This window comes from Acidaminococcus sp. AM33-14BH (assembly GCF_003603525.1).
GTDB lineage: Bacteria > Bacillota > Negativicutes > Acidaminococcales > Acidaminococcaceae > Acidaminococcus > Acidaminococcus intestini.
The window spans coordinates 214,638-236,961 of sequence record NZ_QTNG01000002.1 but is presented as its reverse complement, the minus strand read 5'-3'; the positions used below and the strand labels follow the sequence as shown (position 1 = coordinate 236,961).

The 22,324-nt window shown below is 51.9% G+C and carries 24 protein-coding genes; 16 read left to right on the top strand and 8 right to left on the bottom strand.

Translation table 11 applies throughout. From position 1 onward, the window contains the following. Positions 1 to 16 precede the first annotated feature (16 nt). The 9 genes from DW817_RS02565 (at position 17) to DW817_RS02525 (ending at position 6,806) form a co-directional block, all read left to right on the top strand. Positions 17 to 1,192 (top strand): ABC transporter substrate-binding protein, encoded by a 1,176-nt coding sequence (locus DW817_RS02565; protein WP_016459856.1) that lies wholly within the window; start codon positions 17 to 19, stop codon positions 1,190 to 1,192. Positions 1,193 to 1,384: 192 nt separating this feature from the next. Next, positions 1,385 to 1,996 (top strand): ABC transporter substrate-binding protein, encoded by a 612-nt coding sequence (locus tag DW817_RS10935; protein WP_120110866.1) that lies wholly within the window; start codon positions 1,385 to 1,387, stop codon positions 1,994 to 1,996. Positions 1,997 to 2,079: 83 nt separating this feature from the next. Then, entirely contained in the window at positions 2,080 to 2,478 is a 399-nt protein-coding gene (locus DW817_RS10930; protein ID WP_021737006.1) for an ABC transporter substrate-binding protein, read from the top strand. A gap of 114 nt (positions 2,479 to 2,592) precedes the next feature. Next, positions 2,593 to 3,486: a branched-chain amino acid ABC transporter permease gene (locus tag DW817_RS02550; protein WP_016459854.1), complete on the top strand. Its 894-nt coding sequence runs from the start codon at positions 2,593 to 2,595 to the stop codon at positions 3,484 to 3,486. 12 nt (positions 3,487 to 3,498) lie between these two features. Then, positions 3,499 to 4,446, top strand: a complete 948-nt coding sequence (locus DW817_RS02545) for a branched-chain amino acid ABC transporter permease (RefSeq protein ID WP_021736997.1) — start codon at positions 3,499 to 3,501, stop codon at positions 4,444 to 4,446. Beyond that, on the top strand, positions 4,443 to 5,228 hold the full coding sequence (locus DW817_RS02540) for an ABC transporter ATP-binding protein (protein ID WP_120110862.1): 786 nt from the start codon (positions 4,443 to 4,445) through the stop codon (positions 5,226 to 5,228). The genes DW817_RS02545 and DW817_RS02540 overlap by 4 nt, the downstream gene beginning before the upstream one ends. Further along, complete coding sequence (locus DW817_RS02535) at positions 5,228 to 5,932, top strand: ABC transporter ATP-binding protein (protein ID WP_009015720.1); 705 nt, start codon at positions 5,228 to 5,230, stop codon at positions 5,930 to 5,932. Before DW817_RS02540 ends, DW817_RS02535 begins: the two co-directional genes overlap by 1 nt. Positions 5,933 to 5,944: 12 nt before the next feature. After that, positions 5,945 to 6,613: a CBS domain-containing protein gene (locus DW817_RS02530; protein ID WP_009015721.1), complete on the top strand. Its 669-nt coding sequence runs from the start codon at positions 5,945 to 5,947 to the stop codon at positions 6,611 to 6,613. Continuing rightward, positions 6,603 to 6,806 (top strand): DUF951 domain-containing protein, encoded by a 204-nt coding sequence (locus DW817_RS02525; RefSeq protein ID WP_009015722.1) that lies wholly within the window; start codon positions 6,603 to 6,605, stop codon positions 6,804 to 6,806. Before DW817_RS02530 ends, DW817_RS02525 begins: the two co-directional genes overlap by 11 nt. A gap of 398 nt (positions 6,807 to 7,204) precedes the next feature. Here DW817_RS02525 and DW817_RS02520 read toward each other — a convergent pair whose 3' ends face one another. Together DW817_RS02520 and DW817_RS02515 are read right to left on the bottom strand one after the other, a co-directional pair. Beyond that, entirely contained in the window at positions 7,205 to 8,617 is a 1,413-nt protein-coding gene (locus tag DW817_RS02520) for a YfcC family protein (protein WP_120110857.1), read from the bottom strand. Positions 8,618 to 8,620: 3 nt separating this feature from the next. After that, positions 8,621 to 9,811 (bottom strand): amidohydrolase, encoded by a 1,191-nt coding sequence (locus DW817_RS02515; protein ID WP_021736999.1) that lies wholly within the window; start codon positions 9,809 to 9,811, stop codon positions 8,621 to 8,623. A 570-nt stretch (positions 9,812 to 10,381) separates the two neighbouring features. Between DW817_RS02515 and pepV the strand changes: the two genes are divergently transcribed. Then, on the top strand, positions 10,382 to 11,758 hold the full coding sequence (gene pepV, locus DW817_RS02510; protein WP_009015725.1) for a dipeptidase PepV: 1,377 nt from the start codon (positions 10,382 to 10,384) through the stop codon (positions 11,756 to 11,758). A 213-nt stretch (positions 11,759 to 11,971) separates the two neighbouring features. Here pepV and larC read toward each other — a convergent pair whose 3' ends face one another. From larC to larE, 3 genes are read right to left on the bottom strand one after another with little or no spacing between them, the layout of a single operon-like run. Next, entirely contained in the window at positions 11,972 to 13,294 is a 1,323-nt protein-coding gene (gene larC, locus DW817_RS02505) for a nickel pincer cofactor biosynthesis protein LarC (protein ID WP_009015726.1), read from the bottom strand. Beyond that, entirely contained in the window at positions 13,291 to 14,046 is a 756-nt protein-coding gene (larB, locus tag DW817_RS02500; RefSeq protein ID WP_120110854.1) for a nickel pincer cofactor biosynthesis protein LarB, read from the bottom strand. Before larB ends, larC begins: the two co-directional genes overlap by 4 nt. Then, positions 14,046 to 14,789: an ATP-dependent sacrificial sulfur transferase LarE gene (gene larE, locus DW817_RS02495; protein ID WP_243634048.1), complete on the bottom strand. Its 744-nt coding sequence runs from the start codon at positions 14,787 to 14,789 to the stop codon at positions 14,046 to 14,048. The genes larB and larE overlap by 1 nt, the downstream gene beginning before the upstream one ends. 194 nt (positions 14,790 to 14,983) lie before the next feature. Between larE and DW817_RS02490 the strand changes: the two genes are divergently transcribed. The 6 genes from DW817_RS02490 (at position 14,984) to DW817_RS02465 (ending at position 19,849) form a co-directional block, all read left to right on the top strand. Next, entirely contained in the window at positions 14,984 to 15,535 is a 552-nt protein-coding gene (locus DW817_RS02490) for a biotin transporter BioY (RefSeq protein WP_009015729.1), read from the top strand. 25 nt (positions 15,536 to 15,560) lie between these two features. Beyond that, entirely contained in the window at positions 15,561 to 16,247 is a 687-nt protein-coding gene (bioD, locus tag DW817_RS02485) for a dethiobiotin synthase (protein ID WP_120110848.1), read from the top strand. A gap of 15 nt (positions 16,248 to 16,262) precedes the next feature. Beyond that, positions 16,263 to 17,603, top strand: a complete 1,341-nt coding sequence (gene bioA, locus DW817_RS02480) for an adenosylmethionine--8-amino-7-oxononanoate transaminase (protein ID WP_120110844.1) — start codon at positions 16,263 to 16,265, stop codon at positions 17,601 to 17,603. 73 nt (positions 17,604 to 17,676) lie between these two features. After that, positions 17,677 to 18,912 carry a Xaa-Pro peptidase family protein gene (locus DW817_RS02475; RefSeq protein WP_014128037.1) on the top strand — a complete coding sequence of 412 codons (1,236 nt, stop codon included), beginning with the start codon at positions 17,677 to 17,679 and terminating at the stop codon, positions 18,910 to 18,912. Positions 18,913 to 18,977: 65 nt separating this feature from the next. Further along, positions 18,978 to 19,295, top strand: coding sequence for a hypothetical protein (locus DW817_RS02470; RefSeq protein ID WP_009015733.1), 318 nt, complete (start codon positions 18,978 to 18,980; stop codon positions 19,293 to 19,295). Then, entirely contained in the window at positions 19,295 to 19,849 is a 555-nt protein-coding gene (locus tag DW817_RS02465; protein WP_009015734.1) for a manganese efflux pump MntP family protein, read from the top strand. Before DW817_RS02470 ends, DW817_RS02465 begins: the two co-directional genes overlap by 1 nt. 37 nt (positions 19,850 to 19,886) lie before the next feature. Here DW817_RS02465 and DW817_RS02460 read toward each other — a convergent pair whose 3' ends face one another. From DW817_RS02460 to DW817_RS10585, 3 genes are read right to left on the bottom strand one after another with little or no spacing between them, the layout of a single operon-like run. Further along, positions 19,887 to 21,080 carry a DNA polymerase IV gene (locus tag DW817_RS02460; protein WP_120110840.1) on the bottom strand — a complete coding sequence of 398 codons (1,194 nt, stop codon included), beginning with the start codon at positions 21,078 to 21,080 and terminating at the stop codon, positions 19,887 to 19,889. Beyond that, positions 21,077 to 22,150, bottom strand: coding sequence for a tRNA 2-thiouridine(34) synthase MnmA (mnmA, locus tag DW817_RS02455; RefSeq protein WP_120110836.1), 1,074 nt, complete (start codon positions 22,148 to 22,150; stop codon positions 21,077 to 21,079). The genes DW817_RS02460 and mnmA overlap by 4 nt, the downstream gene beginning before the upstream one ends. Continuing rightward, on the bottom strand, positions 22,147 to 22,323 hold the full coding sequence (locus tag DW817_RS10585; RefSeq protein WP_014128038.1) for a hypothetical protein: 177 nt from the start codon (positions 22,321 to 22,323) through the stop codon (positions 22,147 to 22,149). Before DW817_RS10585 ends, mnmA begins: the two co-directional genes overlap by 4 nt. Position 22,324 lies beyond the last annotated feature (1 nt).

Below are 22,324 nucleotides of genomic sequence, written 5' to 3'. Positions count from 1 at the left end.
AACGGAGGTGTTTATTATGAAATCATGGAAAAAAGTGGTGGGTGCTGTGTGCATGACCACACTGGTCGCAGCTGCCGTGGCAGGCTGCGGCAAATCGGGCGGTAAGTCAGGCGGAGGAGATACCATTAAGGTCGGCGCCCTATTCGAATTGACCGGCAACGTTGCAAACTATGGGACATCCACCCTCAATGGGTTCAAGATGGCTGTTGATGAAGTCAATGCCAAGGGTGGTGTAAACGGTAAGAAAATCGAGGTTGTCCAAGCGGATAACAAGTCGGAGCCTTCCGAATCGGGCAATGCCGCGACAAAGCTTGTTACGCAGGATAAGGTTGTAGCGGTTGTCGGACCGGCGACTTCCGGTTCTGTTGCAGCGGCAGAGCCAATCCTGACGGCCAATAAGACGCCTCTTATTGCACCGTGTGCAACGGCTCCCGCCATTACCCTTGGTAAGGACGGCAAGGCCAAACCCTATGTCTTCCGTGCCTGCTTCATTGACCCGTACCAAGGCAAGATCATGGCTGAATTTGCGGCAAAGGATCTGAAGCTCAAGAAAATTGCAATCCTGAATGATTCTTCCAGTGACTATTCCAAGGGACTGGCTGAAGTCTTCGAAAAGACGTTTACGGAAAATGGCGGTCAGATTGTGGCCAAGGAAGCGTTCCTGTCCAAGGACGTTGACTTCAAAGCCGCCCTCACCAAGCTGAAAGCTGCAAACCCCGATGCCCTCTACATCCCGGGTTACTATGAAGAAGTTTCCAAGATCATCAAGCAGGCTCGTGAAGTCGGGATTACCACCCCGCTCTTAGGGTCCGATGGCTGGGATTCCCCGAAACTGGTTGAAATCGCCGGCAAGGAAAGTACGGACAAGACTTACTTCACCAGTGCCTATACTGCACAGGATAAGGATCCTGGCGTCCAGAAGTTCATCAATTCCTATAAGGAAAAATATGGCAAGGTTCCTGATGTTTTTGCCCTTCAAGGCTACAATGCCGGTCTGGTCCTCTTCCATGCACTGGAAGAAACCAAAGGTGAAGGCGGGACGAAGCTGGCGGAAGCCATTGCTAAGACCAAGGACCTCCAAGTTGCCAATGGGAAATTCTCCTATGATGAACATCATAATCCGATCACGACGGCCCTGATCCTTGAACTCAAGGACGGCGTCCAGACCCTCGTGAAGAAAATCAACGGATAATCAGTATATCTGACAGGGACACAAGCCGTGGGAAGCGCCCATGGAACCCCCTGAAAAGCGGTGTCCCGAAGCCTTAGGCACATGCAGGACTTCGGGACCCGCTTTTTACATAGATAGCCAATGAGTAAAGAAGCAAAGCAAAGCAAGGCTGGATAGAGGGATTCCTATGAAAGCAGGAAGGTGGCGTTACAGATGTTGGCAGTGGGACTGGTACTTACCGGTCTTACGACAGGATGTGGCTCCCAAGGGGCCAGGAACACCATCAAATTAGGTGGGAACCTTGAAATGACAGGAGGAAGTGCCAGCTATGGGATTTCTTCCCGTAATGGGATCGAGCTTGCTCTCAAGGAACAGAACGAAAAGGGCGGCGTCCTTGATAAGAAGGTCGAGCTTGTTGTGGCCGATAACAAGTCGGAAGCAACGGAAGCCACCAATGCTATGCAGAAACTGATTCCCCAGGACCGCGTCATTGGGGTCATTGGGCCTAATCTTTCAAGTGCGGTCATTGCATCCACCGCCGTGAGCGGGGCGGCAAAGACGGCTGATATTTCGCCCATGGGAACAAATCCACAAGTGACGGTGGATGGTTTGGGGAAGGTCAAACCCTATAATTTCCGGGCCTGCTTCATCGATCCTTTCCAAGGAACGGTCATGGCGCACTTTGCCCTCAATACGCCTAAGGTCAAACGGGCAGCCATCATGATTGACAACTCCTCAGACTATTCAAAGGGCCTTGCCCAGTTCTTCAAGAAGCAGTTTGAAAAGGGCGGCGGTGAGGTTGTTGCTGAAGAGGTCTATCTCTAGAAGGATACGGACTTCAAGGCGACGCTGACCAAGATCCGTACCCGGCAGCCTGATTTTCTCTATATTCCTGCTATTATCAAGAAGTGGGGCTCATTGTTCGTCAGGCCCGTGAATTAGGGCTTGATATCTTGATGGGCGGTGGCGACGGCTGGGATTCCCAGCGTCTTGCGGAAATTGCTCAAGTGGAAAACCTCAACCGCTGCTGCTTTTCCAGTCCCTATTCGGCAGAAGATACGTCTTCCATCAACCAAGCGTTCGTCGCGGCCTATCAGAAGGAATACAAGGAGCGGCCCGATGTTTTTGCGGCTCTTGCCTATGATTCGGCCAAGCTTTTTCTTAAGGCATTGGAAGAAGCGGGAAGCGCGGATCCACAGAAAGTCGCCGAAGCTTTGTCCAAGACCAAGGAGATGGCCGGTGTTTCCGGGACTAAGACCTTTTGCGCTGACCATAACCCAATCAAATCGGCGGTCATCATTGAATGAAAAGAGGGGAAACAAACTTTCCGTGCGAAAGTCGATCCCTGAATGAACGTATCCATCCATAGGGCGGCAGACTTGTTCTGCCGCTGCCATTATGAAAAAAGGGAGGCCATGTCTATGGAATCTGGTTTTATGCATCAACTGCTGCAGCAGCTTATCAATGGTCTGTCCCTGGGCAGTATCTACGCACTGATTGCGCTGGGCTATACCATGATCTATGGAATCTTGAAGCTCATCAATTTTGCCCACGGTGATATCTATATGGTGGGCGCTTATATTGGGTATATTGCGACAACAGTCTTTCATCTGCCCTTTTTCCCGTCCCTTCTGATTGCGATGGCGGGGGCAGCCCTTGTCGGTATGCTCATTGAACGTGTTGCTTATCGGCCGATGCGCAATGCACCCCGCATTGCCATCCTCATTACGGCCATTGGCGTATCTTTTTTCCTTGAAAACGGCATGATCCTTCTGGCATCACCGCAGCCGCGTACGTTTTCTTCGGATTTTGCCGCGTCTGTGTACAATGTCGGGGGGCTTGTGATCAATAGCCAGCAGATCATCATCCTTGGCAGTACCATTGTCCTCATGCTGGCCCTGACGTATATTGTCAATTATACAAAAATCGGCAAGGCCATGCGTGCTGTTTCCTTTGACGCCGATGCGGCCCGCTTGATGGGCATCAATATCGACCGCGTCATCAGCATGACTTTTGCCCTGGGTTCGGCCCTTGCTGCTGCTGGCGGCGTACTGGTTGGGATCTATTATAATTCGATTGATCCTCTCATGGGGATGGCGCCCGGCATCAAGGCTTTCGTGGCGGCTGTCCTTGGTGGGATTGGAATCATCCCCGGTGCCATGGTGGGCGGCATCATCCTAGGCATTGTAGAAGCCCTTGTATCGGGCTTTATCTCCTCGACGTTCCGTGATGCAGCTGCCTTTGCCATCCTCATTTTGATCCTGCTTTACAAACCGCAGGGGCTCTTTGGCAAGAATATCCGTGAAAAAGTATAAGGAGGTGGCACGATGAATGTATTTCTTAAAGCAGATCTGAAAAAACTTGGTTTTTGTGCCGCCCTTTTTGCCGTGCTCTATGTGCTCTTGGAGATGGAAATCATCGGGGCATTCTGGGAACTGAACCTCGTCCTTATCATCATCAACATCATCCTGGCGACGAGCCTTAATATGATTAACGGCTATACGGGGCAGTTTTCCATTGGACACGCTGGATTTTTTGCGGTAGGCGCCTATATGGGAGCCATCATGACAGTCAAACTGGGTTATGATATGCCCGTTGCCCTTATCGCAGGCACCCTTTCCGCAGGCCTGTTGGGTTTTCTTGTCGGGTTGCCGACCTTGCGTCTTAATGGGGACTATTTGGCTATTGCGACCTTGGGTCTTGGTGAAATCATCCGCATCTGCATTCTCAACATCGAGTATGTAGGCGGCGCGTCGGGCCTTATGGGGATTCCCCGCCTGACGACCTTTCCCCTGGCCTTTTGGATCATGATTGCAATCCTCTTTTTCATCAAAAACTTCAAGAATTCCGCCTATGGCAGGGCCTGTCTTGCCATTCGTGAAAATGAGATTGCCGCTGATACGATGGGCATCGATACAACCCGCTACAAGGTTATGGCCTTTACGCTCGGTGCGTCTTTTGCCGGAACAGCAGGCGTGCTCTTTTCCCACTATTTCTTCATTGCCCATCCAGCGTCCTTTACTTTTATGAGAAGCTTTGACATCCTGACCATGGTGGTCCTGGGCGGCCTTGGATCCATGACGGGGTCAATTACGGGTGCCATTGTCCTGACCTTTATCTCGGCTGCCCTTTCCGATTTTCCGGAATGGCGTATGCTCATCTACTCCATCGCTATGATTGTCCTCATGCTCTATCGGCCCCAAGGCCTGTTTGGTGACAAGGAACTGTCCCTTGCGATGATCAAGCGCTTCAAGAAGGGAGGAAATAAATCATGACGGCAGAAGATAAAAAACGCCTCCTCGATCTTGATAATGTCTCCATCGTTTTTGGCGGACTGCGTGCCGTTTCGAACCTTTCCATGCATATCGATGAACACGAACTCATCGGTCTCATCGGACCAAACGGGGCCGGCAAGACAACGGCCTTTAACCTTATTACAGGGGTCTACGTCCCGACAGAAGGGGATACCACCTTTAATGGGGTCCGCATCAATGGCAAGAAATCCTATCAGGTCACGCAGCTGGGGATGGCCCGGACTTTCCAGAACATCCGCCTTTTTTCGGAGCTGCCCGTCATTGATAATGTGAAGATTGCCTATCATATGCATATCGGGTACAATCTTCCTGAGGCTATCTTCCGGACCCGTAAATATGTCCAGGAAGAGAATGAGGTCACGAAAAAGGCCATGGAGCTCCTTACAATCTTCCATTTGGAAGACCATGCCTATGACCTAGCAAAAAACCTTCCCTATGGGGCCCAGCGCCGCCTTGAAATTGCAAGGGCGCTTGCGACGGAACCTAAGTTGCTGCTTCTTGATGAACCGGCGGCGGGCATGAATCCGCAGGAAACGAAGGAACTCATGGAAATGATCCGCTGGCTCCGCGACCATTTCCACTTGGCTATCCTGCTGATTGAGCATGATATGGGCCTTGTCATGGGAGTTTGCCAGCGCATCTATGTCCTGGAGTATGGACTTTGCATTGCGAGTGGAACGCCGGATGAAATCCGCCGTAACAAACGGGTCATTGAAGCTTATTTGGGCGAGGAGGTGTCATAATGCTGGAAGTCAAGGATCTGGAAGTTTATTATGGTGCCATCCATGCCGTCAAGGGCATCAGTCTGCGTGTCGAAGATGGGCAGATTGTGACCCTCATTGGGTCAAACGGTGCTGGCAAGTCGACGACGCTCCATACGATTTCGGGCCTCATCAAACCCCGTTCAGGCAACATCCTTTTTGATGGGACGGATATTACGGGGACGCCGGCCCATAAGATTGTCGCCTCCGGTCTCGTCCAGGTGCCGGAAGGGCGCCACGTCTTTGCCAATATGTCCGTTATGGAAAACCTCGATATGGGGGCGTATCTCCGCAAGGACAAGGACGGCATTGAAAAAGATAAGAAGAAGGTCTTTGAGCTCTTCCCCCGCCTTTTTGAACGAAAGAACCAGCTTTCAGGGACCCTGTCCGGTGGGGAGCAGCAGATGCTTGCCATGGGACGGGCTTTGATGGAACGGCCCCGTGTCCTCTTGCTGGATGAACCGTCCATGGGCCTTGCCCCGCTTCTTGTCAAGGAAATCTTTTCCATCATCAAGACCATCAACGAGGAAGGCACGACGGTCCTCCTCGTCGAACAAAATGCCAATATGGCCCTGTCCATTGCTGACTACGCCTACGTCCTTGAAACGGGACGCATCACCCTCAGTGGGCCGGCGGCTGATCTTTCTGCCAGTGAGGCCGTCCGCAAGGCCTACCTGGGCGGCTAAGGAGGAAATAACATGCGCATAAAAGAAATCATGACACCGACAGTGATCTCCATCCGCAGTGACCAAAGTCTTCTGGAAGTGCGGGAACTGATGCTGAGCAATAACCTGCGCCGCATCCCGGTTACCGATAAGGAAGGACTCCTTATGGGTATCGTTACGGACGGGGATGTTTCCCGGGCTACGCCGAGCGATGCAAGTGTGCTGGACCGTTATGAGGCCAATTACCTGTTGGGAAAACTTAAGGTCAGCGATATCATGACCAAATCCGTCTGGACAGTCCGGGAATCGGACAGCGTCGAAACCGCCGCCTACCTGCTGTACACCCATAAAGTTGGGGCCCTGCCTGTTGTAGACGGGACGAACCATATTACGGGTATCATTTCCGATACGGATATCTTTAAGGCTTTTGTAGATATCATGGGATATAATCAAACATCAACGAAGGTTGTTATCGATACGAAGGATAAAGTGGGTGTCATTGCCGAACTATCCCAGATCTTTACGGAAAGGGGGGTAAACATCATCTCAATCCTCTCCCGGACGCTTGCTGGCGATGAACGGGAAGTCACAATCCGCGCTGATCTCACGCAGGCCATGGATATTGTGGAACGGATCCGCGATGCCGGCTATGATATCAAGGAAGTTTCGACCTTGAGAGTGGAGGCAGGCCATGAAGGATGATGTTGCGCTCCACACAGGAGATGTCGTACGAATGAAAAAGGCGCATCCCTGTGGCTCTTATGAATGGGAGATTACCCGTACGGGCATGGATATAGGCATCAAATGCCGGGGCTGTGGCCATTTTGTGATGCTGCCACGAGCCAAATTCATGAAAAGCGTCCGTGATATCCTGGTTCATCAGGAAGAATCATGATAGGTAGCAAACAAGCCCCCGCCGCACGGTTGGGGGTTTTTGTGTGTTCAAAGGGCAGGAAATAAAGGCTGTGAAAAAATGAAAGATCCATTTCTTTGCCGTCTTTTTTCTTTATGTATTGAGCTGACCCATAAATACGAAATGTGTCTAAGACAACATAGCTGTTGTGCAGAAAGCAAGAGGGAGAATAGGAATGCGGATCATTCCAAGCGCCATCGTTATCTTTTAAAAGACCAGCCCCTTGCAGCAGCCAAATAAAAGCCAAGAGTCTTAACCCAAACCTGCGCTTACGTTGCAGGATAAGCAATGAGCCCCTTGCGTTAGCTAAGGCAAGGGGCTCATATTCTGCCTCAAATCGGTCTAGTTGTTGGGCTGATTTGAGGCAGCTCCGTTGACGCTCAGTAGCCAATGACAAACCCAATGGCCACCATGATGGCCTGGACCCCGACGAGCATGATGAACAGCGGGGTAAAGAACTTCCACCATTTCATCATGGAAACGCCGGCAATGCCGCAGGCGATGGGAAGCGTGGTTGTAGGCCACATGATGTTGGAAAGGCCGTCACCAAACTGGAAACAGAGGACGGCAAGCTGGCGGCTCATACCGAGCAGGTCTGCCAAGGGGGCCATGATTGGCATGGAAACAACGGCCTGGCCGGATCCGGAGGGGATGAGGAAATTGAGGAGGGTCTGGACAATCAGCATGGCTTCCGCAGCGGCAAGCTGAGGCAGCGCGGACAGGGGCATGAACATGCCGTAGACGAAGGTGTCCATAATATGGCCTGTCTGCATGACAATGAGGATGCCACGGGCAAAGCCGATCATCATGCAGGCTGCTGAAATGTCCCGGAAGCTTTTTTCAAGGCTGCGGGCAATCTGGTTCGGATTCCAACCGACAAGGATGGCGGAAATGAGTCCCATGATCATAAAGAGGGCGGATAGTTCCGTAAAGTACCAGCCGTAATATTTGCAGCCATAGACCAAGGCAATGACCCCAGCGAAAAAGACCAGGAGGATGAGGATATGACGGAAGGTGAAGGGATGCTTTTGCAGTTCTTCTTCCGTGATGGCAAATTCATTCTTGGTCCCGTAGACAAGGCTTTTTTGGGGATTCCTAGCTACCTTGAGCGCGTAGCGGATGGTATAAAGGGAAGCCACGGCAATCATGGCAAGGTGGGAGAGAATCCGAAAGCCCGAGCCGCTCATGATGGGAAGCTCCGCAATGGCTTGGGCCGTTCCTACGGTGAAGGGGTTCATAAAGGCACCTGCATAGCCGATGGCTGTGGCACAGGAAACGATGGCAAGGCCAACGATGGCGTCATATCCCATGGCAATGGTGATGCCTACAAAAATTGGGATAAAGGGCAAGGCTTCTTCGGAAATTCCAACTGTCGAGGAGGCAAAGCTGATGACTGTCATGAAAAGGGGAATGATGAGGACCCGCATCCTGCCGCGGACCACGCGCAGGAGCTTGGCAACCAGCCCGTCAAAAGCACCGGAGCCAATGATGAGGCCAATGAAGCCGTAGGCAATGAAGAGAAAGAGAATGACCGGCGCCGCGTCCTTCATGCCAAGGTAAATACATTTGAACATTTCAAAAAAACTGACCGGATGAGCTTTGACAAGGTGATAGGTACCGGCCTGGACAATCTTTTGGCCCGCACTGTTGGTGACGCGGTTAAAGTCGCCAGCCGGCAGGATCCAGGTCATGATGGCTGCAAAGACAATAATGCCAAACAGCAGGACAAAAACATGGGGCAGGGCCCACCGGGAATTTTTCTGATCGGGGGTTTTTTCCGTTTCTTCAGACATCGGTCATCCTTCCTTTCCTGTAACGGATTGCTCAAATTCTTTTTGCACGGCCACACGGTATCCGGCGTCGTTAAATACGGTCAGGACCATTTCCGCGATGACGGCAGCCCCTTTGGCCATTTGATCTAAGGCGTGGGGGGTTATAGTGGCATCACGCAGGGCTGTCGAGTGGCCGGGACAGGCCTTGTCCGAAATCGAGATATAGGCATGGAGCGTCGGACAGCGGTAGCTTACATTGCCGGCATCTGTCGAGCCGCCCGGTGGCAGGGGGTCCCCAACAGGTTCCCCATAGGAGGTGAAGAGTTCCTTAATCTTTTCTTCTAAAAGAGGAACCCGCACCATGTCGTCAAAGTCAGGCCCTGCGAGGGTAAATTCCACACTGCAGTCAAGGGCAAGGGCGGCTCCTTTGGCACAGTTTTTGACGATCCGGTCCAAGCGTTCAATTTCCCGTTTGACAGGATAGCGGAATTCAAAGCGGAGGGCGGCCCGATCAGGCACGACATTGGGGGCCTTGCCGCCTTCAGTGATGATGCCGCTGGCAATGGTAAAGGGATGGAAGGAATCCCGTCGGGCGTCTACCAGATCGAGAAATTTGCGCAGGGCAGTCAGCGCGTTGTGTCCATCCCAAGGATCGCCAGCCGCATGGGCCGTTTTCCCCGTAAAGGTGATTTCGTAGGCACGCAGGGCATTGGCCTGCGTATTGGTGCGGCTTATGCCGCCTGACGTGCTGTGCATCATGATGGCAAGGGCATCCCCGTCAAAGACTCCTTCTTTGGCAAAGATGAGTTTGGCGCCAACGGTTTCCTCCGCCGGTGTCCCAATGACTTCGAGCGTCCCGTGAAATGCGTCTTCTGGAAGCTCACTAAGAACAATGCCTGCAAGAACCGACAGGGGACCATGCAGGTTATGCCCGCAGCCGTGACCAATGCCTGGCAGGGCATCGTATTCGACCATGATGGAACATTTTGGACCTTCCCCTCGTTTCAGTGTGGCGCGAAAGGCCGTATCATAGCCGAGCTCTTTTTCCATAAAGGGGTATTCAATGGTAAAGCCATAGGGGGCAAGGGCATCAACAATGGCACGGCTGGAAGCGGTTTCTTCCATGGAAATCTCCGGATGGTCATAAAAAGCGCGGACCAAGGTTTCGGCTTCTTTGCGGTGTTTGGCGACTTGTTCTATGATGATTTTGTTCATGATAGACTTCCTTTCCTTTTAATGGCTTCAAGACCTTGTCCTGATGCTCAGTTTTTGATACGTCCCATGATAGCACAAAGTACCTTACTAAAGTAAAAATTTCCTAAAAAAGGGTAATTCTGACAATACCTTTCTTGAAAATCGTATCAATTGATACAGGAAAAGCCTTTCTCTTTTAGTGGCCGATTTTTCTAAAAAAGAAAAAAATAGAAGAAAAGGGAAAAAGCTTTGTCCTTTTTATGCGGACATTAAGGAAGGATTTTCTGCAATCCCCTTTATTTGAAGGTTTTTGAAGGATGCCGGGAGGCTCTTTTTGGGAAAAGTGGACAGTTTTGGTAAAAAGAGAAGAAAAAGAAAGAAAAATAACGATATTATTACAAATGATACGATATTATTGACATAATTCTGAAAACTGGATACAATAGAGTCATGAAGTTTTAGAAATCCCCTTTATGATGGGAATGAGCTTCCTTTTTTTGAAGCTTGCTGACGAATTGGGATGCAGCCTTCAGCCTGCTGTTTCTTTTCAGCCCTGTCATTTTGGAATGGACATATAGAGGAGGAATCACGATGGAACTCAAAGAATCCGTTGCTCGTCAAAAACAAGCGCTGCTCAAGACCCTGTCGGAAGCAATCAAGATCCGCAGCGTCCAGGAAGAAGCTAAACCGGGAATGCCTTTTGGTGAAGGCCCTGCCAAGTGCCTTGCTTATATGCTGAAAGTCTGCGAAGACATGGGCTTCCGTACCAAGAACGTAGATAACTACATGGGTTGGGCCGAAATTGGCGAAGGTGATGAAATGGTGGCCATCCTTGGCCATTTGGACGTCGTTCCTGAAGGCAAAGGCTGGGATAAGGATCCCTACAGCGGTGAGGTTGATGACACGAATGTCTATGGACGCGGTGCCATGGATGATAAGGGGCCAGCCATTGCGGCGCTTTATGGCATGAAAGCCATCGTTGATGCCGGCCTGCCCCTGAAACGCCGTATCCGTATCCTCTTTGGAACAAATGAGGAAACCGGTGCTGCCGATATGGATTATTATCTCGAAAAAGGCGGAGAGGTCCCAGTTTGCGGATTTACGCCCGATGCAGAATATCCTCTCATCAACGGGGAAAAAGGAATCGTCAATGCCGACTATACGACGCACTTCACGCAGGATGGCGAGGTAAAGCTTGTCCGTATCCAAGGCGGTACGGCCTACAATATTGTTCCTGCCCTGTGTGAAGCGGAATTTGCTGCGCCCAGTGAAGAAGCTAAAGCGCTTGTCTCCCGCTTTAATGGGAAAGACGGAATGACCGTCGAACTCACAGAAGGCGGCTTCAAGGTTACGACCCACGGTAAGGAAGCACACGGTTCCCATCCGGAACTGGGTGAAAACGCGATTGGCAAGCTGCTCCTTGGCATCAAGGAGTTCCCTCTGTCCAAGGGCCTCCAAGAGGCGGTGACTTTCCTTGCTGACAAGATTGGGATGGATCCTTATGGTGAAAAGATTGGCATTGGTCTGGAAGATGAAGTGTCGGGCAAACTGTCCTTCAACATGGGTATCCTGGAAGGAGATGCCGATCACCTGACCGTAAAGATCAACTATCGGTATCCTGTAACAAAGACTTATGAAGATTGTGCTCCCAAGCTGACCGAAACCTTTAAGAAGGCTGGTTTTGAACTGACCAGCGAAGAACACAAGGGTGCCCTCTACGTAGATGAAAAGACCCCTTATGTCCAAACCCTGCTCGATGTCTATCATGAAATGACGGGTCTTACGGGCGGCGCCATGAGCATCGGCGGCGGCACCTATGCCAAGGCCATTCCTAATATCGTTGCCTTTGGACCCATTTTCCCGGGTGATACGGTTCGTGAACATCTCCCCAACGAATTCTGGGAAATTGAGATCCTCATGAAAAATGCCCAGATTTACGCCGAAGCTATGTATCGTTTGGCTAAATAGGCTTGACCCTGCTTTCTTCATCCGGCACTTTGGCATTCCCTGTCTAATCGTACCCACATAGATCCCTTTCCTACGAACCTTGTCTTCAGACTGCAACTTTTTCTTACATCAAACCCCATTTGATTTTCGCTGGGGTACCGGATGATGTCTTATTCTTGCAAAAAAGCTGCGGAGCGTTTGCTCCGCAGCTTTTTTGCTTTTTAGTACAAGCCGTTATTTTGCTGTTTGACGCGCCAGCCATAAAGCCTGCTGTACCCGTTCCCTGGCCTGCCGAAGAGAAATTCCCTCAGTTGCGGCAAGCTGTGACAGGTCCTCATATTCTGCCTTTTCTCGCGATATACCGTAGCCGGAAGCCCGTTTGATATGAATTTGCTTTCCTTCAACAGAAATAGAATAGGTGGAACGCTCCATTTCGTAGCGGGAAAAAGGATATTCCCGGACGCCCAAGGTAGAGGTGTGGGCAAAGAGGGTCCGAACAAGGGCAGCCTTGTCCGTTTCTTCACAAAGGACCGTCAGGGCAAGGGCGGGGCGGGATTTTTTCATGTAGATGGGAGTCATGTAGGCGTCAAGAGCCCCGTTTTTGCGGCATGCTTCCATGGCAAACGCAGCTTCCTCGCCTGTCATATCATCAATTTGGCAGGTAAGATGCCATAAGCTGCGGACCTTTTCCCCCGTTTCTCCCAAAAGGGTACGGAGTACATTGGCCACGGGATAGACCTTGTGGCCGAGTCCATAGCCAATGGCTTTTGTGGTCATGACGGGAAGGGGACCAAAGTGTTGAACGAAATGCTTCAGGATGGCTGCTCCTGTCGGTGTGCATAGTTCCCCTTGAATGGTCCCGCCGTAGATGGGAATCCCTTCGAGCAGGTAGCCCGTGGCCGGCGCCGGTACGGGAAGGATGCCGTGGGCGCAATGGACGAAGCCAGAGCCAATGTGGATGGGAGAGGCCATGATCTTTTCAGGCGCCAGATCATGGATGAGGTAGCAGGCCGCCGCAATATCGGCAATGGCGTCAAGGTTTCCGACTTCATGGAAATGAATCTCCGAGACTGGTTTTTGATGGGCCCGACTTTCAGCTTCGGCAAGGGCATCATAGACAGCAAGGACATCGGCCTTGACGGAATCTGTCAAATGAAGGTCCTTTACAATGGCTTTGATATCGGACAGGTTATGATGGGAATGGTGATGGTCGTGATGCCCAGGTTCCCTGTGTTCATGATGGTGTGTATGTTCATGGTGGTGCTCGTGATGCCCTGCGTCCCCGGTTGGTACAGGGCCCGTAGGAGAAAGGCCCGCAAGGGCTTCATGGTCCAGGACATCGAGGGTCTTTTCCTCCTTGCCACCGATTAGGACACGCATCATGAGTCCGGAAATTCCGCAGTTTTCCCCTCGAAGAAGGGTATAGGTAACGTTGGGGATGCCTATGGCATTCAGGCGGGGAAGGATTTCCTCTGGATGGGGATAAAGGGAAAGGAGGGAAGCTGTGATCATATCACCGGCAGCTCCCATAGAGCAGTCAAAATAGAGCAGTTTCATGAGTTTGTTCCTTTCACATGGTTGATGAGGTGGGCCTGGTAGGCGGCACCAAATCCATTGTCGATATTGACGACGGACACGCCGCTGGCACAGCTTGTCAGCATGGCACAAAGGGCCGTGACGCCCTTGAAGTTAGCTCCATAGCCAACGCTGGTGGGGACGGCAATGACGGGACAGCGGACAAGGCCGCCGACAACGCTGGCAAGCGCGCCCTCCATGCCCGCAATGGCAATGATGACGGAGGCTTCCATCAAGTCATCGAGATGGCTAAGAAGGCGGTGGAGACCGGCAACGCCCACATCCTGGATGGCTTTGACCCGGTTTCCGAGCGCGAGGGCTGTGAGGCGTGCCTCTTCAGCTACGGCAAGGTCACTGGTTCCGGCTGAAAGGATCAGGATGGTTCCATGCCCCGTTGGCTCGGGAAAAGAACCTAGGATGCCTATGCGTCCCGTCGCTTCGTAATGGAGGGGCAGGGTCTTTTGAATCTGTTCGGCTTTTTCTTGGGACAGGCGGGTAATGAGGACAGGACTGTCACTTTCCTTTTTGAGGACTTGGGCAATGCCTTCAATCTGCGCGGCGGTTTTTCCGGCTCCGTAGATGACTTCCGGAATCCCTTGCCGCTGGCCCCGCTGCGTATCAACTTGGGCATAGCCCAAATCGACAAAGGGTGCCTTGCGCAGGCTGAGGGAGGCCTTTTCAATGGATAGGGTTCCTTCCTTGACTTGCTGAAGAATCTTTTCAAGGGCAGCCATCAGCGCACCTCCAAATCCAGGAAGACCCCGTCATAGCGGGTTCGGAGCACGGCAAGGATATCCTCCCTGTGCTGTAAGAGCAGAGGGATCTGAGCTTCCTTTACCTGCAGCTTGGCACAGTCAGCAAAGAGCCGGACCCGAAAATCGGAAAGCCCAAGGCCCATGAGGTAGGTCTCCGCCCATTCAGTCCGTTCCAATTTTTCTTTCGTAATGGGTTCCCCTGTGGGAATCCGCGTGGCAAGGCAGGCATAGGAGGGCTTGTTCCAGGTGGGAAGCCCTAGGGCCCTGCTTCTTTCCCGGATCAAGGATTTGGTAAGGCCGCACAGGCGCAGGGGTGAAAGGACGTCCAGTTCTGCAAGGGCTTTCATGCCCGGCCGATCGGAAGCGTCATCGGAGGCGTTTGTGCCGTCAAGGAGAAGATTGTAGCCGTCTTTTTTGGCGGCTTTCCAAATGGTGGAAAAAACGGCTTTCTTGCAAAAATAACAGCGGTCTTTCGGATTTTGGACAACGGTTTCATTTTGCAGGACATCAATGGGAAGGAGCGTGTGAGTAATGACAATCTTTTTTGTCAGCGCTTTGGCCCCTTCCAGCTCAAAGCGGGGGACAAAAGCGGAATCAATCGTATAGGCATGGACAGACTGGGCATACTGGGCCGCGGCTGTCACAAGATAGGTAGAGTCCACACCGCCTGAAAAGGCAATGGCAACTCGGGGATGTGCCTCAAAAAAGGCTTTGAGGTCCATGGGAATCACTCCTTTTTAAGGACTTTTTTCTGTCCCCATTATATCATTGATGAGCTGGATTTCAGGAAAAAAGAAGCGTGAATTTTTTTAGACAGGCCCTCTATCAATTAATGCGTTAACCATAGTAAAATACTAGGTTGACTAAAGGCTGGCGGCGCCGTAGAGTAAAAAGGATTTCGAATCGAGGTGAAACCATGCAAACAAGAAATCTACGTGAACTCGTCCTCTCGAGCCTCTTTGTAGCGCTTATTGCCATCGGTGCCATTATCCGTATTCCTCTTGGCTCAACGGTCTATACCCTACAGTTTTTAGCCACCCTTCTTGCCGGCGCCTTGCTCGGCGGCCGCTTAGGGGCGCTTGCTGTCCTGACCTATACGGTGATGGGCCTTGTTGGTCTGCCAGTCTTTGCTTCAGGGGGCGGCCCCAGCTACATCCTGCAGCCGACTTTCGGCTATCTTGTGGCTTTCATGCTTCAGGCTTATGTTGGGGGAACGTACATCCGGCGCAGCGGCCCGATTACGTTCAAAAAGCAGCTGACAGCGCATCTCATCGGCCTTGTCATTGTTTACACCGTAGGCATCGCTTATTTTTATGCAGTGAGCCGATATTTGCTGCAAAGCACCATGACTTTCGGTGTCATGCTTTGGTACTGTGCGGTGCTGCAGATTGTCCCCGACCTTGTCATTTGTGCCGTGGCCGCCCTTATTGGGGAGCGGGCCTACCGGATCGGTCTTTGGATCAAGTAAAAAAGGAAAAGAAAGAAGGAAGAACATGGGAAGAGGATTGTTTGTTACAGGTACAGGAACGGATGTGGGAAAAACTTTCGTCACAGCCCTCATGGTGAAGAAACTGAGGGAGCATGGGTATGACGGAAGCTATTATAAAGCGGCCCTGAGCGGAGCCGAAACAGGAAAAGACGGGGGACTGATTCCCGGCGATGCCCAGTTTATGAAAATGGCGGCCGGGCTTTCCGAAGCGGCGGGGGATCTTGTGACCTATATCTACAAAGAGGCCGTATCACCTCATCTGGCCTCCCGCTGGAATAAGGATTCCATTGACCTTACAAGGATCCAGGAAGATTACGCCCGCCATTTGGCCCGTCATGACTATCTGACTATGGAAGGCAGCGGCGGCATTATTTGCCCTCTTTCTTGGGAATCGGAAAAGCGGCTGCTGCTCGAAGATGTAATCCTTGCCTTGAAGCTCCCTTGTGTCATTGTGGCGGACGCAGGTCTTGGAACCATCAATGCGTCGGTTCTTACGGCGCGTTATCTGAAGGAACGGGGAATCCGTGCAAAAGGGTTCTTCTTTAACCATTGGGATGAGACCGATCCCATGCAGCAAGATAATTGGGCCATGACAGAGGCGCTCACGGGGCTTCCCATCCTTGCCGGCATCAAGGACGGCGATAGGGATCTTTCCTTGTCTGCAGACCGCCTTGCCGCCCTATACGAATAAGAAAGGAGCTATTCCATGAATGATTATCAGCAGCGGGATCTTGCTCATATCTGGCATCCCTGCTCCCAAATGAAAGATTATGAAAGCCTGCCGCCCCTTTTTGTGGATCACGCAAAAGGGGCCTGGCTCTATGATGAAAAGGGGAAGGCCTATCTTGATATCATCAGTTCCTGGTGGGCCAATCTCCTGGGGCATGGCAACCCCGTCATCAATGAACGCATCAAGGCCCAACTGGAAAAGCTCGAACATGTGATCTTTGCCGGCTGCACCCATGAAGCGGCCATTACCCTTACAGAAAGGCTCCTGCCCCTTTTGCCTAAGGGGCTGACAAAATTCCATTTCAACGATAATGGATCTTCCTCGGTTGAGGCCGCCCTCAAGATTGCCTTCCAGTATCAACTCCAGACAGGCCACGGTGAACGGACCCGCTTCATGTGCCTTTCCGATGGGTATCACGGCGAGACCATCGGGGCCCTTTCCGTAGGGAGCATGGATCAATTTGCAAGGCTCTATCAGCCCATGATGATGGATAATATCCATGTAAAGGCCCCGGACTGCTACCGCTGTCCTTTTCATAAGACGCGGGAAAACTGCCAGGGAGACTGCATCCAGTACGCGGAGGAAACCTTTGCCCAATCTGCCAAGGAAACCTGTGCCCTCATCGTGGAACCACTCCTGCAGGGCTGCGCCGGTATGCGCGTTTATCCGGCCGTGTATCTGAAAAAACTGCGGGCGCTGTGCGATGCCTATAATGTGCTTCTTATCTGTGATGAAATTGCCACGGGATTTGGCCGGACGGGAAAACTATTTGCCTGTGACCATGCAGGAATCACGCCGGATATCATGACCGTTTCCAAAGGACTTACCGGCGGTTATCTGCCTATGTCCATCACGCTCACGACGGATGCTGTCTACAATGCTTTTTATGCGGATTACAGCGAGCACAAGGCTTTTGTCCACAGCCACACGTATGCAGGAAATCCTTTGGGCTGCGCGGCGGCTCATGGCGTCTTGGATGAACTTATGGACCATGGTGTCCTCAAAAAGGCCCAAACCCTTGCCCCCTGGCTTACGGAGCAGCTTACCCAGCGCGTAGGGGAACATCCCCATGTCGGGGAAATCCGGCATATCGGACTGATCCATGCCTTGGAACTGGTGGCGGATAAAAAGAAGAAGACGCCGTATGATCCTTCCCGCCGCATGGGCTATGAACTTTATCAGAAAGCGCTTTCCAAGGGGCTTTTGCTGCGGCCTTTGGGAGATGTGATCTATTTCAATCCGCCCCTTACGATTTCCCGGGAAGAGCTGACTTTTGCCCTGGATGTCCTTGAAGACGTACTCCAAAGCCTTTCTTAAGAGGCATTGCACTCTTTGGCTCAAGCTCCTATAATAAGGGCCGTACCCTTGTAAAAAAAGGAGCTGATGGAAAATGGCCATCCTTGAACATGATGCCTTTATGAGTGATGAGCTGCGTCGTGTCCCCCTAAAGGAACTGACAAACCGTCTGGATTCTTTCCGCCGCGTTATGACAGAACGCGACCCGGCATGGAAAATGGCGGTCATTACGGATAAAATCGATATGTATTATTTTGCGGGAACCATGCAGGATGGGGCCTTCATCATCCGGCCGGAGGATGCCATCCTCTGGGTTCGGCGGAGCCTTGCCCGGGCCAAAAATGAATCTCTCCTGCCGGAATCCATGCTTCGCCGCATGCACAGTTTTCGCCAGCCAGCAGAGTTTTACGGAAAAGATATACCGTCTGTCATCTATTTGGATAACAAGCATACCAGCCTTGAATGGCTGGGATTTTTCCAGAAGTATTTTCCCATGAAGCAGCAGCGGGACCTGACCCCTGTCCTTGCACAGCTGCGCAGCATCAAGAGTGATTATGAACTGGAACTTTTGACGCGGGCGGGACGCATCCACGAACAGGTTCTGATCCATGATGTGGCCCCCTTCCTTCACGAAGGCATCAGCGAGGCGGAACTGGCCGTCCGTCTTTATCTCAAGATGCTCCTTCTGGGAAGCCATGGTGTGGCCCGGACCAATCGACCGACCGGGGAAGATGTCATTGGGCTGGCCTCTTTTGGGAAAAGTGCCCTTGTCCGTACGGCCTTTGACGGTCCTGGCGGCACGGGCGGAACCTGCGTGGCTGTCCAGAGCATTGGGTCGGCCTTCCGTCTCCTTAAACGGGGTCGCCTTGTCTATCTTGATATTTCCTGCGGGGTCGATGGCTACAATACGGATAAGACCGTGGTCTATTACTATGGGGACCTGAATCGGGATCCTGACCGCGAAAAGATCCTGAAGGCCTATGCCTACTGTCTGGCCCTTGAAAAGGAAACCGTTTCCCTTTTGAAGCCCGGAGCTGTTTTTGGCGATGTCTATGATACGGTCATGGCACATTTTGATCCAGCCTACGAACCGTATTTCATGAATGGCGGCCGTTTCTTGGGCCACAGCATCGGTCTTGTTATGGATGAGACCCCCGTCATCACTCACGGTGTGAAGGATATGGTCAAGGAGAACATGGTCCTTGCCGTGGAACCGAAGATTGGCCTTCCCGGTATTGGCATGGTGGGCACGGAAAATACCTATTTCATTGGGAAGGATGGGCCTATTTGCCTTACGGGCGGCCCGGTTCCCCTTGCTGTCATCAAATGAACTCGCCAAAAAGGACACTCCGTGATACAATATAGGGCATGAGTCCAACCTGAGGGGGGAGCCTTATGGCAGATGAAGAAACCTATATCCTGACAAAAGAGGATTTCCAGGAACAACAGGAAGTCATCAAGAAACAGATCCTGGGCAACACAAAACTGGAAGGCCGGGAAAAACGCATGGCCCTTACCGTCCTGGACGGAATCGGTCAATCCGTCATGGCTGGCGGCGTCCGGCAGCACGGGATCACCAAACAGATGATGAAGGTGAGCCTGCCTATCTTTGGCAAGATGAGTGAGGATAAACGCCACAATGAAAAGGAACTGAAGGTCCTTCGGGCACTGACCATGGTGGTATATGAGGCCCTTTATGGGAAACGCCGCTGATGACAGCACTGACGATTTTTCTCATTGCTGTATCCCTGTCGATGGATGCTTTTGCAGTTTCTGTCTGCGGCGGCATGCGCCTTGCCGAGGATCGGAAATTTAGGGGCGGCCTTCAGTACGGGGCTTGGTTTGGTATCTTTCAGGCTTTGATGCCTTTTTTAGGTTATCATTTGGGCCTGTATTTTGCCGCTTGGGTAGATGCCTATGCCCACTGGATCATTTTCTTGATCCTTTCCTGGATTGGCATTGGAATGATCAAGGAGGCACATGAAGAAGTCTCCTGCAAGGTCATTACAGGACCTTTGACGATGTTGGGCCTTGCGGTTGCTACCAGCATCGACGCCTTGGGCGTCGGTGTGGGCTTTGCCTTTGAAGGGCTCGACATTGGACCTACGGTCCTTGAAATTGGGACAATCACCTTTTGTTTATCCTTTATGGGCTGTGTTTTTGGATCCTATATTGGAATGAAAGGAAAAGCCAAAGCGGAATTGATGGGCGGCCTTGTACTTGTCGGCTTAGGGATAAAGAGTCTCCTTGGCCATTACTTTTTTTGAGAGATTGAAAAACCACGATCTGGACGCTTGAGTGCGTTCAAAGATCGTGGCTTTTTTTATAGGGGATGGGAGGGGCCCCTTTTTTGATGATGGTTTCCCCAAATCGTTTCTTCAGGGCATCCACAGCAAGGCTTCGCTGGGTATTGCGGTCGCTTTTGGAAAAGAGATTTTGCTCAGAACTTTCCTGTGGGACCAAGTGGCTCACGGTTACGCCAAGGAGCCTTACAGGATCCCGTAGGGGGTTCCTGCGGGTCAGGATCTTGACGCGTTCCATGATTTCTTCATCCAGCTGCAGGGGCAGGTCAGAGGAAAGGCTTCTCGTATGGACCTTGAAATCCTGTGTCTTCATCTTTAGCGTGACCGTATATCCGGAAAGGCCAGCACTTCGAAGACGAAAGCCCACTTCTTGGGAGAGGTTCCAAAGGATTTCCAGGATGACTGCATGATCTCGCAGGTCTTTTTCAAAGGTCAGTTCCCGGCCAAGGGATTGACGCTTTTCATCAGGAATGACGGGACGGTTGTCAAGACCGTGGGCAAAGCGTAGGATGGTTTCCGTATTTTTCCCGAAAAGGGGGGAAAGAAGGAACACGTCACAGGCGGCAAGGTCCCCGATGGTCCTGATGCCAAAGCGCGTTAAAAGGGAGGCGGACCTTGCTCCAATGCCGAAGATGCGGGAAATCGGAAGAGGGGCGATGCGTGAGGCTGCCTCGCTCTGCCGGATGATGACAAGGCCATCGGGTTTTTTGAGGTCGCTGGCGAGTTTTGCGAGGAACTTATTGGGAGCAAGGCCAACAGATGCTGTAAGGCCCGTTTCCTTTTTGATGCGTTCCTTGATGCGGAGGCCAAGGGCGGGGATGTCACCTACAAGGCGTTCCATGCCTGTTAGGTCCAAAAAAGCCTCGTCAATGGAAAGCGGTTCCACAAGGGGAGAAAATTCATGGAAGATTTGACGGATCTTTTGGGACAGTTCCAAGTATCTTCCATAGCGGCCTTCGACAAAGATGCCCTTAGGGCACCGCTCCAGGGCTTCCTTCATGGGCATGGCCGAGTGGACACCAAAGCGCCGGGCTTCATAAGAGGCCGTGGAGACAACGCCCCTTCCGGAAAGCCCGCCGACGATGACGGGTCTGTTGCGGTATTCTGGATGATCCAGCTGCTCAACGGAGGCAAAGAATGCGTCCATATCAACGTGCATGATCCAGCGTGGTCTGTTGGAAGAAACGGGTTTCATTGGAGAATCCCGCCGCCTATAACGACGTCTGTTTCATCACCAAGGCCATAGAGGACAGCGGACTGCCCTGGTGTAATGGCGCGCTGGGGCTCGTCAAAAAGGATGGAGAAGGTATCGGATCCGGTTGGGGTGACGATGGCCGGCTGCGCTTCCTGTCGATAACGGACCTTGACAAGGCAGGCAAAAGGTGCGTCCGGGACCTTGCCGGAAATCCAGTTGGCTTCCTTTACGGCTGCATCGCGGCGGAAAAGAGCCTGTGAAGGACCTACAATGACCGCGTTTTTCTTAGGATCGATGGCTATGACATAAAGCGGTCCATCGGGTTGGGGAAGTCCCAGCTTCTTGTGCTGTCCAATGGTATAGTAGATAATGCCTTTATGTGTGCCGATTTCCTTCCCGTCCAAGGTGAGGAAAGGACCTGGTTGGGGCTCATAGGAAAGGATGCGCTGTACGGCCTCTGTATAAGTTCCGTTGGGCACAAAGCAAATGTCCTGGCTGTCAGGCTTGTGGGAATTGATGAAGCCGCTTTCTTCGGCAATTTCCCGGGTATGGGTCTTTTCATAGTCGCCCAAAGGAAACTGCGTGTGGGCGAGCTGTTCCTGCGTGAGGTTATACAGGACATAGCTCTGGTCTTTTTTTGGATCTTTGGCGCGGAGCAGTTCATAGCAGCCATTGCGTTTCCGTATGCGGGCGTAATGACCGGTGACGATGGTGTCGCAGCTTAGTTCCTTTGCCCGTTCGTATAGGGCGCCAAATTTCAGGAACTTGTTGCAGTCAATGCAGGGATTTGGTGTTTTCCCGAGGGTGTAGGAACGGGCGAAGGTTTCCATGACATCCCGACGGAATTCGTCCATGTAGTTAAAGACAAAATAAGGCATGCCCAGACGGACAGCGACGCTGCGGGCGTCTTCCACATCCCGGATGCTGCAGCAGGTCTTGCTACTGCAGCCGGCATCGGGGTTGTTGTAGAGCTTCATGGTGCAGCCTACACATTCATATCCTTGATCAAGCATAAGTTTTGCGGCTACGGATGAATCAACGCCGCCGCTCATGGCGATGAGTGCTTTCATAGGGATTCCTCCTTGGCATCTATAATTGACGCATCGATGATGCGGGGAATGTGACCCATAGTGGGCCAGAATCGGCTGATAAGGTCCTTTGCGGCAATCTTGAGGGACTTATCATTACGGAAGGGATGGAAGATTAGGTCCTTTTTCGATAAGAGGATACGGGAAATGAGCAAG